Here is a 13,909-nt window from a genome sequence, read left to right as displayed (position 1 = left end):
CCTGGAGGAACGACGATGACGGCACAAGCCCGTGTCAACCGAACCCTGCTGGCGCTGGCCGGCCTGGTGCTCCTGGGCGGCGGCCTCCTGGTCCTCGCCGGCGGGCTGGACGTGTACCGGCACTGGCACCTCGCACCGCCCGGCGGCTGGCCGCTCACCACCCCGCAGGACATCCTGCTCAGCGCGGCCGACCGCACCCGCTGGACCGGCCACGACTGGTCCTGGCCCGTCGTCATCGCCGCCCTCGCCCTCATCACCCTGCTCGCCCTGTGGTGGCTGCTGAGCCAGCTGCGCCGCTCCGGGCCACGGCACGTGCACGTCGGCGGCCCGTCCGCCCAGGAGGGCGTGGAGCTGCACGGCCACGCGCTCAGCGACGCGATCGGCGCCGAGGCCACCCTGCTGCCCGGCGTCGAGCAGGCCCGCACCCGGATGGCCGGCCGGCCCACCCGGGCCCGCACGCACATCACCCTCACCCTGACCCCCGACGGGGCGCCGGAACCGGTCCTGCGCGCCCTGTCCGACGGTCCCCTGGAACACGCCTGCCGGTCCACGGGCTGGACCCGGCTCCCCGCCCAGGCCCGGCTGCGGGTCGCCAGGCACCGTCCGCACCGGGTGACGTAGGCCGCCGGTGACGCCGGTGGATGCTGATCGTCCGAAAGGAGCGCGACATGAAGGGCACGGCCAGAACCGCCCTCGCCGTGGGCATGGCCGGCGGTTACGTCCTGGGCCGGATGAAAAAGGCCAGACTGGCCCTCGGCGTCGCCTCGCGCCTCGGACCCCGGCGGCACGGGTCCGGCCCCCATCTCCGGCTCACCGCACCCCACGGAGCGGGGAAGGGCCGGCGCAAGGGCGTGGGCGTCCCGAAAGCCGACACCCGGCTCCGTCGGGCACACATGCGCTCCCTGGTCCGGCGCGCTACACGGGCGGAGTCGCTCAAGATGCGCCGCGCACGATAGTGATCACACTGGGTGTCATGGCAGAACAACGTCGCGCGCGGGCCCGGCCCTCTTCGACAACGGCCGCTCGGCGCGCCCCCGCCGCCCGCGGTCCGGAGTACGCCGCCCGCGCCGCCTGCCAGCGGCTGGAGGGGCTGATCGGGCACCCCGCGGAGGGCGTGTCGGCGGTCCGGCGCACGGACGACGGCTGGTGCGTCGTGGTGGACGTCCTTGAGGTCGCCCGGATTCCGGACACCACGAGTCTGCTGGCGTCCTACGAGGTGCAGCTCGACAAGGACGGCGAGCTCATGGAGTACAGCCGGGTCCGCCGCTACCGACGAGGTGCCGCCGACGAGTGACCCGCGGTGTGCCCCTGACCATCTGAGAGGACGTCACCATGCCCACGACCACCTACTCCGACGAGGTCGCGTGCCCGCCGCGCGCCGGCACGTTGTACGACGTGCTGGAACTCATCCTTGACCGGGGCATGGTGATCGACGTGTTCGTCCGGGTCTCCCTGGTCGGCATCGAGATCCTCAAGATCGATGCGCGCATCGTCATCGCGAGCGTCGACACCTACCTGCGGTTCGCGGAGGCGTGCAACCGGCTCGACCTCGAACGCGACTCGGGCAGCACCACCATCCCCGAGCTGCTCGGCGGCAGTGCCGCCAAGTCCATCGGCAAGCGCAAGGTGCGGAACGCCGCGGAGTCCGTGGGCGACACGGTACGCAAGGCGGTCGGCGGCGGCGGCAGCCGTGACGAGGACGACGCCGAAGACCCCGAAGAGCAGGACGAGGCGGAGCCGGAGAGGCCCAAGCGGCGTGCTCCCGCCCGCAGCGGCGCGGCCGGCCGGCGCCGACGCGTGGAGGCGTGACCTGTGACCGCGACAGGCCACGGCGTGTACGTCTACGCGATCATCCGGACGGGAAGCCCGCTGCCCGGGGGCGCCCGCGGGGTCGGCAGTCCCCCGGCCGTCCTGCGGACGATCCGGCAGGGGCCGGTCACCGCCGTCGTCAGCGATTCGCCTCCCCAACTGCGCGCCCGGCGGCGCGACCTGCTCGCGCACCAGGATCTCCTGATGCTCCTGGCCGAGGGCGGGCCGGTGCTCCCCATGCGCTTCGGAATGGTGGCGGCGGACGAGGAGACCGTGCGTGGGCAACTGGCCGTCGCCCAGGCGCGTCACATCGTGGCTCTGGACCACCTCGACGGCCGGGTGGAGATCAACGTCAAGGCGCTTCCGGTCCCGGACGCGCTGGCCTCCGTCGTCGCCGGGGACAGGAACATCCGCCGGCTCCGGGCGGAAGCGCGTCGGGCTCCCGGATACGACGCCAACCTCCGGCTGGGCGAGGCCGTCGCCTCGGCTCTCTCACGCCGGGCCGCCGAGGCCGGACAGCGGGCGCTGCGCGAGCTGACGCCCATGGCCCGCGCGGTGGCCGCCGGGCCGGACGTCCACGGATGCGTTCTCAACATGTCGTTCCTCCTCGACCGGAGCGGCAGCGACACCTTCACAGCGACGGCGCAGCGGTTCGCCGAGACCCACCGTGACCACGTCGAGCTCCGCCTCGCCGGCCCGCTGCCCTGCTACAGCTTCGTCGCCGCCGAGGGCCCTGGCCCTCTCGTGCCGACCGCCGGAGCGTGACATGGGACTGATCACCGGCCTGCTGACGCTCCCTCTCGCTCCGGTCCGCGGAGTGATCTGGGTGGCGGAAAAAATCAATGACGCCGCCGATCGCGAGTTGCACGACCCCGCCGTACTGCGCGGTCAGCTGGCGGCACTGAACCGAGAACTGGAAGACGGAACCATCAGCCTGGAGGAGTTCGAACGCGAAGAGGAGCGGCTGCTCGACCGGCTGCACGCCGCGCGGGTCGGCCACACGCCGAACGAACGAAGGTGACTCACTCATGGATGAGCAGACCAAGGTGGCCCTCGCCGCCGCAGTGGTGGGCGGTTATGTGCTGGGGCGCACGAAGAAGGGCCGGCTGGCCCTCAGCGTGGCGACCTATCTGGCGGGCCGTCGATTCGGCCTCGAACCGCGCCAGCTCGCCGCCGAAGGGATGCGCAAACTCGGGGAGATCCCGCAGTTCGCGGAGTTGCAGGACCAGCTGAAGGGAGAGGTTTTCGAAGCCGGCCGCAAGGCGGTCGCCGCCGCGGCCGACCGTGGCATGAGCACCCTCGCCGACGCGATCAGCGGCCGTACGGCCAAGCTCGGCGCAAGCGGACAGGACGAGGAGGAGGACGAGGAGGAGTACGAGGACGAGGACGAGAACGCGCCGGACCAAGCAGCGGACGCGGAGTACGAGGACGAGGAGGACGAGGAGGAGGGCGAGGAAGAACCCGAGGCCGAGTACGAAGAGGGCGAAGAGGGCGAAGAGGGCGAAGAGGGCGAAGAGGCCGACGAGGAAGAGGAGGAGGAAGGCGAAGAGGAAAAGCCTCCTGCTGACGAATACGAGGACGAGCCCGAGGAAGAACCCGAGCCCGAGGAGGAGGAAGAGGAAGAGGAAGAGCCCGAGGAGGAGCCCGAGCCGCCACGGCGCCGGCGGGCACAGGAACGCACCGCGGCGAGGAAGAAGGCCGCCCCGGCCCGGCGAGGGGCGTCCGCGTCCGACGGGGAGGGCAAGAAGCCGGCGCCCGCCAAGAAGACCGCCCCGGCCAAGAGGGCCCCGGCCAAGAAGACGGCAGCCGCCAAGAAGACCGCGCCTGCGAAGAAGGCGGCGGCCAAGAAGTCGGCACCCGCCAAGAAGTCGGCCTCGGCCAAGAAGACCGCACCAGCCAAGAAGACGCCGTCGAAGCGGGCTGCCAAGAAGACGCCCGCGCGCGCCGACCGTCGGAGGTAGCCAGCCATGGCCAGGACGCAAGAAGAAGAAGAAGAAGACACACCCGAGGTGGAGGAGTCGGGGCTGGACCGCCTCCGCGGGGAACTGTCGGACTTCCTCAGCGCGCAGGTGGGAAACCTCGCGGAGAAGGCCGGCGACAAGCTGAAGGACGTCACCGGGCAGCTGACCGACGCCGCCGAGAACGGCGGGTCGCTGCCCGCGATCGGCTCCCGCATTCTCCAGGGCGACTCGCCGCTGAAGGCGTTTGTCTCCGAGAAGGCGAAGGGCTTCAAGGACAAGATCGTGGGGAAGGCCAAGGAGGCCTTCGGCGGGGGCAAGGGGAAACGCAAGTCCAGCGGCGGCAAGGTCATGAACATCATCGAGGTCCTCGATGTGGGAGTGCCTTTGCGCATCGCCTACGACCACTGGACGCAGTACGAGGAGTTCAGCGGTTTCGCCAAGGGCGTCCGGGACGTCTCCAAGGAGGATGAGACGTCCAGCGACTGGAAGGTCAAGGTCGGGCCCTCCTCGCGCAGCTTCAAGGCGACCGTGCAGGAGCAGATTCCCGACGACCGCATCGTCTGGACCTCCGAAGGCGCCAAGGGCACGACCCGCGGGGTCGTCAGTTTTCATGAGCTGGGACCGACCCTGACGCGCATCGTCCTGGTCGTGGAGTACTACCCGGCCGGTTTCTTCGAGAAGACCGGCAATCTGTGGCGGGTCCAGGGCAGGCGGCTGCGGCTCGACTTCAAGAACTTCCAGCGTTACGTCAGTTTCGCCGAGGAGGAGCCCGAGGGCTGGCGCGGCGAGATCCGGGACGGCGAGGTCGTCGTGTCGCACGACGAGGCGATGGAGGAGGAAGAGGCCGCCGAGGCCGAGAACGGCGAGGAGGACGCCGAGGAGGGCGGTGAGGAGGAGGACGAAGAACAGGGCGAGGAGGAAGACGAGGAGGAGGACCAGGAAGAGGACCAGGAGGACGGCGAGTGGGAGGAAGAGGATGAACCCCGCCGCTGACAGCGAACAAGAGAGCTGAGGCGCCCCACGTGACCGACGTCGACTTCCGGCAGGGCGCCTACCCCGCCGCCGGGCCGCAGACGACCAATCTCGCCGACATCCTCGAACGTGTCCTCGACAAAGGGATCGTCATCGCCGGTGACATCAAGATCGACCTCCTCGACATCGAGCTCCTGACCATCCGGCTCCGTCTCTTCGTGGCATCCGTGGACACCGCCAAGAAGGCCGGCATCGACTGGTGGGAGAACGACCCCGCTCTCAGCTCGCGGGCGTCCCGCAACGCCCTGCAGGACGAGAACCGCGAGCTGCGTGAGCGCCTGGACGCGCTCGAGTCCAGGGCGGACGACGACTCGCTCCCGGAAAAGCGCACGAAGGAGAAACGAGACACATGACGGAGCGCGCCCACGACGCCCCCGACGCCCCCGATTCCGGTGATTCCGACGATTCCTCCGGCTCGCCGGACGCCCCGGACGCCCCGGACGCGATCGCCACCTACGTCTTCGCCGTGTGCCGCACCCTGGATCCGGCGACCGTCGCCGGCCTGTCCGGCGTCGCGGACGAGGCTCCCGTACGCGGCCTTCGTTTCGGGACGCTGACCGCTGTCGTCCAGTCCGTGCCGGCTGCCGACTTCACCGACGAGGCCTGGCGGACACGCCTCGCGGACCGCGACGCCCTTGAACGGTGCGCACGCGCCCACCACGACGCGGTGTCCGCGGCCGCCGCCTGCGGCCCCACGGTTCCTCTGCCCCTGGCCACCCTGTACCTCGGCGACGAGCGAGCGGAAACAGCCCTGAAAGCCGAGGCGGACCGTTTCCACACCGTCCTGAGGCGCATCGCGCATCACGCCGAGTGGGGCGTGAAGGTCTACGCCCCCGGTCCCCCCGCCGACGCCCCCACGGCCAGGCCCGCCCCGCCCGCCGACCGCGGCCGCCCGGCTCCCGGGGCCGGCCTCGCCTACCTCGACCGCAAGCGGGGCATCCAGCAACAGCGCGAACGGCGCCACGAGGAGTCGCTGCGCATCGCGGAAGCGGTCGACGCCGAACTGCGAAGCGTCTGCGCCGCCTCCCGGCGGCTCCGGCCGCACGGCCAGGAGCTGTCAGGGGAACCCCACCCGCAGGTCCTCAACGCCGCCTACCTGGTGGACGAGGAACGAGCCCGCGAACTCGTCGTTCTGGCAAGGGCGCTGAGCCGGAGAACCGGGGCGCGGATCGACGTCACAGGACCGTGGGTGCCGTACTCCTTCGTCGGCGAGGAGTAGAACATGACGCACGACGTGGTGCCGTGGGACAGCCCCGGCCCCCTGTCCGGCCCCATCGGAGTTCCGCTCGTCGACCTCCTGGACCGCGTCCTGGCGACCGGCGTGGTGGTCAGCGGCGACCTGGTCATCGCGATCGCCGACGTACCCCTCGTACGGCTGTCCCTGCACGCGCTCCTGTCGTCCGTCAGCGAACGCGTTCCCGCTCCCTGGGCGGACGGAGGCCCCCTGTGACGGGGACACGGCTGGACCTGGACCAGGACCCGGACCGGATGGGACGCGATCTCGTCACTCTGGTCCTGACCGTCGTGGAACTCCTGCGGCAGCTGATGGAGCGGCAGGCCATCCGCCGGGTGGAGCAGGGGGATCTCACCGACCGGCAGGTCGACGAGATCGGTACGACACTCATGCTGCTAGACCAGCGCATGACCGAGCTCTGCGACCAGCACGGCCTGACCCCGGAAGACCTCAACCTCGATCTCGGACCACTCGGAACCCTCCTGCCTCGTAACTGACACGCATTTCGTCCCGCGGCGGAAACGGGAACGTTTGAAACCGCTCGCAGCGCGCACTCGGTTACAGAGACGTCGTGCAGTTCGAGACAGGAGGAGCCTCATGGGCATCATCGCGTGGATTCTCATCGGGCTGTTGGCGGGAATCATCGCCAAAGCCCTGATGCCGGGCCGGGACCCGGGCGGCATCATCATCACCATGCTCATAGGGATCGCGGGCGGTCTTCTCGGCGGGTGGCTCGGAAAGGTCATTTTCGGTGTCGACTCGATCGACGGATTCTTCGATCTGTCCACCTGGATCGCCGCCATCGCGGGTTCGCTGATCCTGCTGGCCGTCTACCGCATGGTCACCGGCAACAGGTCCTCGCACCGGCACGCCTGACGGGGGCGTGGTTCCGGGATTACCCCGCGGCACCTACCGCCGCTGTGCGACCGGCCGTTCAGGATCTCCATGATCCTGAACGGCCGGTCGCGTTTCCGGCCGCATTCACGCGGCCCGGGAATTCACGGGATTCGCCGGACGGCACACGGCCGGACGGGTGAAGCCGGAGCCGGGGCGCAACCGGAAGACCGCCGGGGCCGTCCTGCACGGCAAGTCCGGTCGGCATCGTCCGAGATCCGAGAGGAATTCCCCATGAGCCTTCTCCACCCCTCGCCGCACTCCCTCGACGGCGACTACTTTCTCGCCCCGCCGTCCGCCGACGCCCAGAACGCGCCCCACGGCCTCTCCGCCACCGACGCCCGCTGGGTCGACCTGCACACCGCGCTCATTTCGGCCGGCGTCCCCCCGCTGCCGGGGGACAGCTCCGCCGTACGCACCATCGCGCGCCGGCTCGACGACGCCACCGTCGGCGCCGTCGTCGCCTGGATCGACAGCGCCGCCGCCCGCTGAGTACGCCCTGACGCGGCGCCGGTGGCGGCTGAGGAGGCGGGGCCCGGCGGTACGGTGAGGCCATGCCCGAAGAAGCCGAGCCGGCGCCCGTCATCCTCAGCAACGAGCCGGGCTCCTTCCCGCGGAGCGTGCTGGCCGAACGCCATCCGGCCCTCATCGCCAAGGTGCGGGCGGCCTTCCCGTACGGCCCGGAACAGCACCGCGCGCTCGACGCCCTGCTGCGGCAGGCCACCGAGGGCGTGATCGAACCCCTTCCCCCGAGCCAGGACGCCCACGCCGCCCATGACCACGCCCGGTGGGAGGCCTGGGGCCGCGACCACTTCGGCCGGTCGTGGTTCGACGTGCCGTTCCTGTGGGCCGAGAGCTACTTCTACCGCCGGCTCCTCGACGCGGTCGGCTACTTCGGCGACGGGCCGTGGGGCGGGATCGACCCGTTCGCCCCGTTCAAGCAGGCGGAACTGCGGACAGTGGAGACCGACGAAGAGCTGGCCGCGCTCGACCGGCTGGCGACCCGACCGGCCGAGGAACAGGCCGGGGCGCTCCTCCTCGGCTCCCTGTGGGGCAACCGCGCCGACCTCGGCTTCCGCATCTCCTCGGCCGGCGGCACGGCGGGTGCCGCCGGCTCACCGCTGGTCGCGGACGACTCCGCCCTGCTGTGGTCCGTCCTCCCCGCGGGCGGCGCGGGCACCCTCTGCCTGGTCGCGGACAACGCCGGAGGGGAACTCCTGCCCGACTTGATCCTCATCGACCACCTGCTGCGCCACCGGCACGCCGAACGCGTCGTCCTCCACGTCAAGCCCTACCCGTACTTCGTCTCCGACGCCACCACCGCCGACGTCGTCGACTGCCTCCGCCGCCTGGTCCACGCCGACGGCGCCGCGTCCCGGACCGGCCGGCGCCTCTGGCAGGCCATGTCCACCGGTCAACTCACCGTCCGCGCCCACCCCTTCTCCTGCGCGCCCCTCCCCTACGCCGACATGCCCGACGACCTCCGCGAGGAGTTCGCCGAGGCCACCCTGACCCTCATGAAGGGCGACCTCAACTACCGCCGCCTCGTCGGCGACCGCAGCTGGCCCGCCACCACGTCCTTCACCGCCCGCACCGCCTGGTTCCCGGGCCCGGTGGCCGCACTGCGCACCCTGAAGTCCGACGTGATCGTCGGCCTCGACGAGCCGACCCTGACCTCGCTCACCGCCGCCCACCAGCAGCGCTGGCGCACCAGCGGCACCCACGCGCTGATCCAGGTCCGGCGCTGACAGGACACGGACCGCGGTACCGGATCGGCACACACCTCGGCGCCCACGGACCTGGCCGTCGAACGGCGTACCGGCCCTCACCCGCCACGCCTGGTCATCGCGTGGGGCCTGACCGCGGCGACCACCATGGCGGTGAACGCCACCACCCAAGTGGCGGCGGCGACCCAGATCTCCCCGCGGCCCAGCATGGTCAGCCACGACGTCCCGGTCGCACGTCCCAGTTCGTGGGTGGTGACCGCGTACATACCGATCGGGAAGACCAGGTTCCACCAGCCCAACTCGTAACGCAGCGGAATCCGTCGCAGCGCATGCCGCCATACCCCCAGAGCCAGCAGCAGCGGAATCAGCCAGCTGGAGAACGACCACAGGACGATGGACACCCCGGCGACGACCGAACGCGACAGCAGCAAGCTCCCCGGCGGCAGTTGGAGCAGCCTCGCCCCGGCGAGCACGCTGATCGCCGCCGCCCCCATGAAGATCCAGGACGATGTCATGAGACCTCCCGGCGCCACCGGCCGCACCAGGAGCCTGGCCAGGACGATCGCGGCGGTCAACAGGTACTGCATCAGTCCGATGGCCCAGCACACCAAGGCCACCACCGGCAGCAGGTCGCCCGGGGTCACCCGGCCCAGAGCGGCTGCCGCGACCGCCACCGACTCGGATCCCACCGCCCACAGGAACCAGGTGCCGTTCGCCTGGTCGATCGATGGATCCCGTCTCGCGGTGGTGATCAACCCGAGGGGAATCGCGTAGCCCAGCAGCAGCCACGCCACCGCCCCGAACGCCAGGAACGCCCCGGCCACCGCGGTATGGCCGTCCGGCACCAGGCGGGCGGCCAGCACGTTGGAGGAGATGGCGATGGTGAGGAAGGCGAATCCGCGCGGCCCGACGAGATCCGCGATGAACCGCTCCCGCCAGCGCAGCAGTCGCCAGGCATAGGCGGGCAACAGCAGCGCGAAACCGGCCAGGGCCACCACCAGCAGCGCCGCGGAGGCGGTGCCGGCGCCGTCGAGGTACAGGGCGGTGGACACGATGGCCGTGCCCATGACGAACGCGAACGCCCCCGCGTTGAGGTCCGCCACCTTGGAGGAGACGGCCGCCCGGTACCCACGTGGGCGCGGATCAGGCTCGGGACGGTCGTCGGCACCGGTGAGCCATTCGGCGAGGACGGCGGCGTGGCTGCGCTCCACATCCTGGCTGGCGGTCAGCAGGGTCAGCTTGCCGCGTTCGGCGAGGTCACTCAGGTGGCCCGCGGCCGGCTGGTGTTCAGGGTCCTCCAGTTCGGCGAGATAGCGGCGGCGGAACTCATCGGAGCGAAGGGGCTCATGTCTGTACCAGCGTCGCAGCTTGGTGGATGGCGCGACATCGCCCAGCCACTCGTCGAGATGCGCGCCTTCACTGCTGATGCCCCGCGGCCAGACACGATCGACGAGCACCCGCTTGCCGTCCTCGGGGGAGGTCTGCTCGGAGATTCTGCGACAGGTCACCTGCTTGCCCATGACGCACCTTTCGCGGATAGGTACCCCGGGCCGTCGAGCCGATAGACGGTCACTCGTGCGGCGGGGCGCTCGCACCGGGTTCGGCCCGCTGCCAGGAACGCTGATTCCGGCGGACCACGGTGCCGCGCGTCAGCAGCGTGCGTCACCGCACAGCCACCCGTCCGGCATGTTCATTTTATCCGACTTTGACCGGCCGGCTCGGGGACGTGCGCCACGGACACCGTGACCATCCGGCGAGGAGGACCGCAGGGGGATGTGGAGGTTGAGCACCTCCACCATCACCCCTGGTCGAAGAAGCCATGGGGCACCGGACATCGGCACCCGTCCAGCAGGCCGACGCCGCCTGCGGCGGAGAGGGCGGAGGCGTTACCGGGCCACTCTGGCCGGCGCGGGCGCCAACCACCGGCCCTGACTCGCGCCGCGAAAAGCCCTCCGGATCGGATGTGAGCACGGTGACGGGGGCACGGGCGGCGAGCGCGGTAGCCCTGAGCATGGCGCCGATGGCGTACTTGTGGCCGCGCAGGCCGGCGTCGGCCAGGAGGGGCGGCTCGGCGCTACCAGGTGCGACGGGCGGTGCTGAAGCGGCGCTGGTATGCGGCGGGACTGATGGACAACTCCCGCACGAAGACCCGTCGGAGACTCTCGTAACTCGGGAACCCGGCCAAGGACGCCGCCTGTGTCGCGGTATGCCCCTGGTCGAGCAGAGCCTTCGCGATATCGAACCGGATCGACTCGACGTAGCGGGCCGGCGTGGTGGACAACTCCTCGCGGAACAGCCGCGTGAGATGGCGGGGACTGAGGTTGAGATGCCCGGCGAGCTCACCGAGGGAGTGGTTCCCCGCAGGATTCGCCATCACCAGGTCGACGACCGTGCGCAGGGCCGGGGTCCGGGGCGGTGGGCCCTGCAGGGGCGCGGAGAACTGTGACTGGCCGCCCGGGCGTTGCAGGTAGACCACCAGGGCCCGGGCGACGTCCCGGCTCAGTTCAGGACCGTGGTCCTCCTCGACGAGAGCCAGCGCCAGGTCGATGCCGGCGGTGACGCCCGCCGAAGTGTATGTGGTGCCGTCGCGCACGTAGATGGCATCGGGTTCCACGCGGATCCTCGGGTGCCGACCGGCCAGTTCGCGCGCGATCTTCCAGTGGGTGGTTGCACGCTTGCCGTCCAGGAGGCCGGCGGCACCGAGGACGAATGCTCCGGAGCAGACGGACGCCACCCGGCCGGACCGGACCGCCAGCTCCCGCGCGGCCTCGATCAGATCCCGTGTGACGGGAGTCCTGGGATGGACGACCCCGCCCGGCATCACGAACGTGTCAGGGTCCGGCTCGGCGGTGGGGCTGCCGTCGACGGCGATTCTTATGCCGATCGACGAGGCGACGTCGGCACCGGTCGTCGACAGCAGGGCGATCCGATAGCCGGCGCCAAGCCGATTCGCTTCCCCGAACACCTCTGCGGGGCCGGCGACGTCCAGCAGCGCGACCCCGTCGTAGACGAGGATCGCGACCCGATGCGTTTCGGCGCTCACAGTCCTATTCCTCAGGTGTCCGGATTCGAGTGGTTCATGGCCAGACCGAGGTGGCAGCGAAGCCAGGCAGTCGGCATCGTAGAGAACGGAGGCACTGCCTACTCCTTACCATCTCATCGAAAGCGTCAACATCATGACCGACATCATCGCAGCAGTGGAAATACCAGAGACCGCAGCGGTGGCGGAAGCCACCAGTTTTCTTCGTGAAACGACCAGCCCTCTCATCTTCCATCATTCCCGGCGTGTTTTCCTCTTCGGTTCTCTTCACGCGCGCGAGCTCGGCCTCCAGCCTGATCCGGAGCTGCTCTACATATCCGCGATGTTCCACGACACGGGGCTTTCGAGCCCGTTCTCCGACATGGAGCAGCGCTTCGAGCTCGACGGCGCCGACCACGCGCGCAAGTTCCTGCTCGACCGCGGCTTCCCGAAGAGCGCCGCCGAGGTCGTCTGGACAGCGGTCGCGCTGCACACGACGCCGGGGATTCCCGGCCGGATGGGCCCGGAGACGGCCGCCACGAACTACGGCGTTCTGACCGACGCGCTCGGCTGGGGGCTGGACAGGCTGGATGGCGGCCAGGTGGACGAGATCATCACCGCCCATCCGCGCGGACAATTCAAGAAGGAATTCCTGCAGGCATTCGTCGACGGGCTCAGGAATCGTCCGGACACCACCTACGGGACCGTCAATTCGGACGTACTGGAACACTTCATTCCAGGTTTCCGCCGCAAGACCATGGTCGAGCGCGTCATTGACGCGCCCTGGCCGAATTGATGTCACCAGTGACTTCCGGCCGCAGCCGTCGTCGCCTTGGACGACCTGCCACCTTCACCGCGCCGGCGCTCGCCACCGTGGTGATGACGGCGACCGCGAGCACACCGTCACCGATCTGTCCGCTGTACCGGGAACGCCGGGATTCGTCACCCGGGTCACCGAGTGACCACCTCGGAGACGCCCGTCCGGTGCTGTCAGAAAGAGGAACAGTCATGCGAGCCATCACCGCCTCGGACCGCGACGCCGGCGTCAGCGGGCTGACCCTGACGGACCTGCCGTATCCGCATGCCGCCGAGAACGACGTCATCGTGCGGGTGCACGCCGCGGGGTTCACCCGCGGAGAGCTCGACTGGCCCGGAACGTGGTCCGATCGCGCCGGCCGCGACCGCACTCCGAGCGTGCCCGGGCACGAGGTCTCGGGTGTCGTGGCGGAGCTCGGATACGGAACCACCGGGCTCACTGTCGGCCAGCGGGTCTTCGGACTGACCGACTGGGCCCGCGACGGCTCGCTGGCCGAGTACGTCGCGGTGGAGGCCCGCAACCTCGCCCCGCTTCCGGCGGATGTCGACCACACGGTGGCGGCCGGACTGCCGATCTCCGGACTGACCGCCTGGCAGGGGCTGTTCGACCACGCGCGGATCATGACCGGCCAGACCGTCCTGATCCACGGCGCCGCGGGTGGCGTCGGTTCGATCGCGGTGCGGCTCGCGCTGGAGGCGGGAGCCCGCGTGATCGGCACCGGTCGGTCCGCCGACCGGGACACCGTCCTGACTCTGGGCGCGCACGCGTTCCTGGACCTCGAGGCCGGCCGGCTGGAGGACGCCGACGAGGTCGACGTGGTGTTCGACGTGATCGGCGGTGACATCCTCGACCGCTCGGCCGCGCTCGTACGCGCCGGCGGCACGCTCGTCACGATCGCCCAGCCGCCCACCGTCCGGCCCAAGGACGGGCGGGCGCTGTTCTTCGTCGTGGAACCCGACCGTGCGCGCCTCGCGGACCTGGCGCAGCGGCTCCGGGACGGACGGCTCGACGTGCGGGTCGGCGCGGTCCGCCCGCTGACCGAGGCAGCCGCCGCCTTCGCCCCTGAGCGGCGCGTCACCGGCAGGACGATTATCCGGGTCGCCGAGGACTGAAGGCTGAGCGAAGCCGGGTGCCTTGATCAAGGAGGCAGACTTCCACTGGCCATCGCTGGGCTCACTCGCCACTCACTCGCGAACAGCGCCGGACACAAACAAAGGGTCGGACTCAGTGGAACTGAGTCCGACCCTCAATGCTTTGCACTTGTGCAGGTCGGGGCCTTGATCGCCCTGAACACCGCAAAGTGCCCCCGGCGGGGCACCCAGAACATGGGAACGGGCGAAACCGTGGGTCGGCGGTGGGCATCTGGTGATCCAGACGGTTGTCCCGCTGAATCGGTAGACCGTCGGCGTTTGGGAG

19 protein-coding genes and 2 pseudogenes are annotated in these 13,909 nt (G+C 70.3%); 17 read left to right on the top strand and 4 right to left on the bottom strand.

The features are described from left to right. Positions 1-15 precede the first annotated feature (15 nt). The 15 genes from RWE79_RS27085 to RWE79_RS27015 all read left to right on the top strand — a co-directional run bounded on the left by RWE79_RS27085 (position 16) and on the right by RWE79_RS27015 (position 8,678). Positions 16-621, top strand: coding sequence for an alkaline shock response membrane anchor protein AmaP (locus tag RWE79_RS27085; protein WP_475942675.1), 606 nt, complete (start codon positions 16-18; stop codon positions 619-621). A gap of 47 nt (positions 622-668) precedes the next feature. Then, a complete protein-coding gene (locus RWE79_RS27080; protein WP_475942674.1) occupies positions 669-956 on the top strand; it encodes a hypothetical protein in 288 nt (95 codons plus the stop codon). Positions 957-973: 17 nt separating this feature from the next. Beyond that, positions 974-1,294: a gas vesicle protein GvpO gene (locus tag RWE79_RS27075; protein ID WP_475942673.1), complete on the top strand. Its 321-nt coding sequence runs from the start codon at positions 974-976 to the stop codon at positions 1,292-1,294. A 38-nt stretch (positions 1,295-1,332) separates the two neighbouring features. Next, a complete protein-coding gene (locus tag RWE79_RS27070; RefSeq protein WP_475942672.1) occupies positions 1,333-1,809 on the top strand; it encodes a gas vesicle structural protein GvpA in 477 nt (158 codons plus the stop codon). Positions 1,810-1,812: 3 nt separating this feature from the next. Next, positions 1,813-2,574 carry a GvpL/GvpF family gas vesicle protein gene (locus tag RWE79_RS27065; RefSeq protein ID WP_475942671.1) on the top strand — a complete coding sequence of 254 codons (762 nt, stop codon included), beginning with the start codon at positions 1,813-1,815 and terminating at the stop codon, positions 2,572-2,574. A gap of 1 nt (position 2,575) precedes the next feature. Next, on the top strand, positions 2,576-2,830 hold the full coding sequence (locus RWE79_RS27060; protein ID WP_475942670.1) for a gas vesicle protein GvpG: 255 nt from the start codon (positions 2,576-2,578) through the stop codon (positions 2,828-2,830). Positions 2,831-2,837: 7 nt separating this feature from the next. Beyond that, a complete protein-coding gene (locus RWE79_RS27055) occupies positions 2,838-3,770 on the top strand; it encodes a histone protein (RefSeq protein ID WP_475942669.1) in 933 nt (310 codons plus the stop codon). Between the two features lie 6 nt (positions 3,771-3,776). Further along, positions 3,777-4,763, top strand: a complete 987-nt coding sequence (locus tag RWE79_RS27050) for an SRPBCC family protein (RefSeq protein WP_475942668.1) — start codon at positions 3,777-3,779, stop codon at positions 4,761-4,763. Positions 4,764-4,792: 29 nt separating this feature from the next. After that, positions 4,793-5,155 carry a gas vesicle protein gene (locus RWE79_RS27045; protein ID WP_475942667.1) on the top strand — a complete coding sequence of 121 codons (363 nt, stop codon included), beginning with the start codon at positions 4,793-4,795 and terminating at the stop codon, positions 5,153-5,155. Beyond that, on the top strand, positions 5,152-6,021 hold the full coding sequence (locus tag RWE79_RS27040; RefSeq protein WP_475942666.1) for a GvpL/GvpF family gas vesicle protein: 870 nt from the start codon (positions 5,152-5,154) through the stop codon (positions 6,019-6,021). Before RWE79_RS27045 ends, RWE79_RS27040 begins: the two co-directional genes overlap by 4 nt. 3 nt (positions 6,022-6,024) lie before the next feature. Further along, positions 6,025-6,252 carry a gas vesicle protein gene (locus RWE79_RS27035; RefSeq protein WP_475942665.1) on the top strand — a complete coding sequence of 76 codons (228 nt, stop codon included), beginning with the start codon at positions 6,025-6,027 and terminating at the stop codon, positions 6,250-6,252. Beyond that, positions 6,249-6,533, top strand: coding sequence for a gas vesicle protein K (locus tag RWE79_RS27030; protein WP_475942664.1), 285 nt, complete (start codon positions 6,249-6,251; stop codon positions 6,531-6,533). The genes RWE79_RS27035 and RWE79_RS27030 overlap by 4 nt, the downstream gene beginning before the upstream one ends. A gap of 100 nt (positions 6,534-6,633) precedes the next feature. Further along, on the top strand, positions 6,634-6,912 hold the full coding sequence (locus RWE79_RS27025) for a GlsB/YeaQ/YmgE family stress response membrane protein (RefSeq protein WP_475942663.1): 279 nt from the start codon (positions 6,634-6,636) through the stop codon (positions 6,910-6,912). A 252-nt stretch (positions 6,913-7,164) separates the two neighbouring features. After that, positions 7,165-7,422, top strand: coding sequence for a hypothetical protein (locus tag RWE79_RS27020; protein WP_475942662.1), 258 nt, complete (start codon positions 7,165-7,167; stop codon positions 7,420-7,422). Between the two features lie 62 nt (positions 7,423-7,484). Further along, positions 7,485-8,678: a damage-control phosphatase ARMT1 family protein gene (locus RWE79_RS27015; RefSeq protein ID WP_475942661.1), complete on the top strand. Its 1,194-nt coding sequence runs from the start codon at positions 7,485-7,487 to the stop codon at positions 8,676-8,678. 77 nt (positions 8,679-8,755) lie between these two features. Here RWE79_RS27015 and RWE79_RS27010 read toward each other — a convergent pair whose 3' ends face one another. The 4 genes and pseudogenes from RWE79_RS27010 to RWE79_RS26995 form a co-directional block, all read right to left on the bottom strand. Further along, the gene (locus RWE79_RS27010) at positions 8,756-9,760 is read right to left on the bottom strand and encodes a tellurite resistance/C4-dicarboxylate transporter family protein (RefSeq protein WP_475946127.1); all 1,005 of its coding nucleotides are present in this window, start codon (positions 9,758-9,760) and stop codon (positions 8,756-8,758) included. Between the two features lie 60 nt (positions 9,761-9,820). Beyond that, positions 9,821-10,177: pseudogene (locus tag RWE79_RS27005) on the bottom strand (DUF488 domain-containing protein); the annotation flags it as partial. A 430-nt stretch (positions 10,178-10,607) separates the two neighbouring features. Beyond that, positions 10,608-10,721 (bottom strand): annotated as a pseudogene (locus RWE79_RS27000) (DNA-binding protein); the annotation flags it as partial. 10 nt (positions 10,722-10,731) lie between these two features. Next, complete coding sequence (locus tag RWE79_RS26995; RefSeq protein WP_475942660.1) at positions 10,732-11,700, bottom strand: GlxA family transcriptional regulator; 969 nt, start codon at positions 11,698-11,700, stop codon at positions 10,732-10,734. A gap of 133 nt (positions 11,701-11,833) precedes the next feature. Here RWE79_RS26995 and RWE79_RS26990 point away from each other — a divergent pair, with 133 nt between their 5' ends. Both RWE79_RS26990 and RWE79_RS26985 read left to right on the top strand, forming a co-directional pair. Then, positions 11,834-12,472 carry an HD domain-containing protein gene (locus RWE79_RS26990; protein ID WP_475942659.1) on the top strand — a complete coding sequence of 213 codons (639 nt, stop codon included), beginning with the start codon at positions 11,834-11,836 and terminating at the stop codon, positions 12,470-12,472. Positions 12,473-12,684: 212 nt separating this feature from the next. Beyond that, complete coding sequence (locus tag RWE79_RS26985; RefSeq protein WP_475942658.1) at positions 12,685-13,605, top strand: NADP-dependent oxidoreductase; 921 nt, start codon at positions 12,685-12,687, stop codon at positions 13,603-13,605. The last annotated feature ends 304 nt before the right edge of the window (positions 13,606-13,909 follow it).

Source organism: Streptomyces sp. RLA131, from assembly GCF_056270125.1.
The sequence above is the reverse complement of the archived record's forward strand: the minus strand, read 5'-3'. Positions and strand labels throughout refer to the sequence as shown.

Excerpts from the sequence above, each read along its gene's own strand:
- RWE79_RS27070 (WP_475942672.1), top strand. The coding sequence starts at position 1,333 with ATGCCCACGACCACCTACTCCGACGAGGTCGCGTGCCCGCCGCGCGCC.
- RWE79_RS27075 (WP_475942673.1), top strand. The coding sequence starts at position 974 with ATGGCAGAACAACGTCGCGCGCGGGCCCGGCCCTCTTCGACAACGGCC.
- RWE79_RS26990 (WP_475942659.1), top strand. The coding sequence starts at position 11,834 with ATGACCGACATCATCGCAGCAGTGGAAATACCAGAGACCGCAGCGGTG.
- RWE79_RS27055 (WP_475942669.1), top strand. The coding sequence starts at position 2,838 with ATGGATGAGCAGACCAAGGTGGCCCTCGCCGCCGCAGTGGTGGGCGGT.
- RWE79_RS27025 (WP_475942663.1), top strand. The coding sequence starts at position 6,634 with ATGGGCATCATCGCGTGGATTCTCATCGGGCTGTTGGCGGGAATCATC.
- RWE79_RS27020 (WP_475942662.1), top strand. The coding sequence starts at position 7,165 with ATGAGCCTTCTCCACCCCTCGCCGCACTCCCTCGACGGCGACTACTTT.
- RWE79_RS27085 (WP_475942675.1), top strand. The coding sequence starts at position 16 with ATGACGGCACAAGCCCGTGTCAACCGAACCCTGCTGGCGCTGGCCGGC.
- RWE79_RS27080 (WP_475942674.1), top strand. The coding sequence starts at position 669 with ATGAAGGGCACGGCCAGAACCGCCCTCGCCGTGGGCATGGCCGGCGGT.
- RWE79_RS27040 (WP_475942666.1), top strand. The coding sequence starts at position 5,152 with ATGACGGAGCGCGCCCACGACGCCCCCGACGCCCCCGATTCCGGTGAT.
- RWE79_RS27060 (WP_475942670.1), top strand. The coding sequence starts at position 2,576 with ATGGGACTGATCACCGGCCTGCTGACGCTCCCTCTCGCTCCGGTCCGC.
- RWE79_RS27035 (WP_475942665.1), top strand. The coding sequence starts at position 6,025 with ATGACGCACGACGTGGTGCCGTGGGACAGCCCCGGCCCCCTGTCCGGC.
- RWE79_RS27050 (WP_475942668.1), top strand. The coding sequence starts at position 3,777 with ATGGCCAGGACGCAAGAAGAAGAAGAAGAAGACACACCCGAGGTGGAG.
- RWE79_RS26985 (WP_475942658.1), top strand. The coding sequence starts at position 12,685 with ATGCGAGCCATCACCGCCTCGGACCGCGACGCCGGCGTCAGCGGGCTG.
- RWE79_RS27015 (WP_475942661.1), top strand. The coding sequence starts at position 7,485 with ATGCCCGAAGAAGCCGAGCCGGCGCCCGTCATCCTCAGCAACGAGCCG.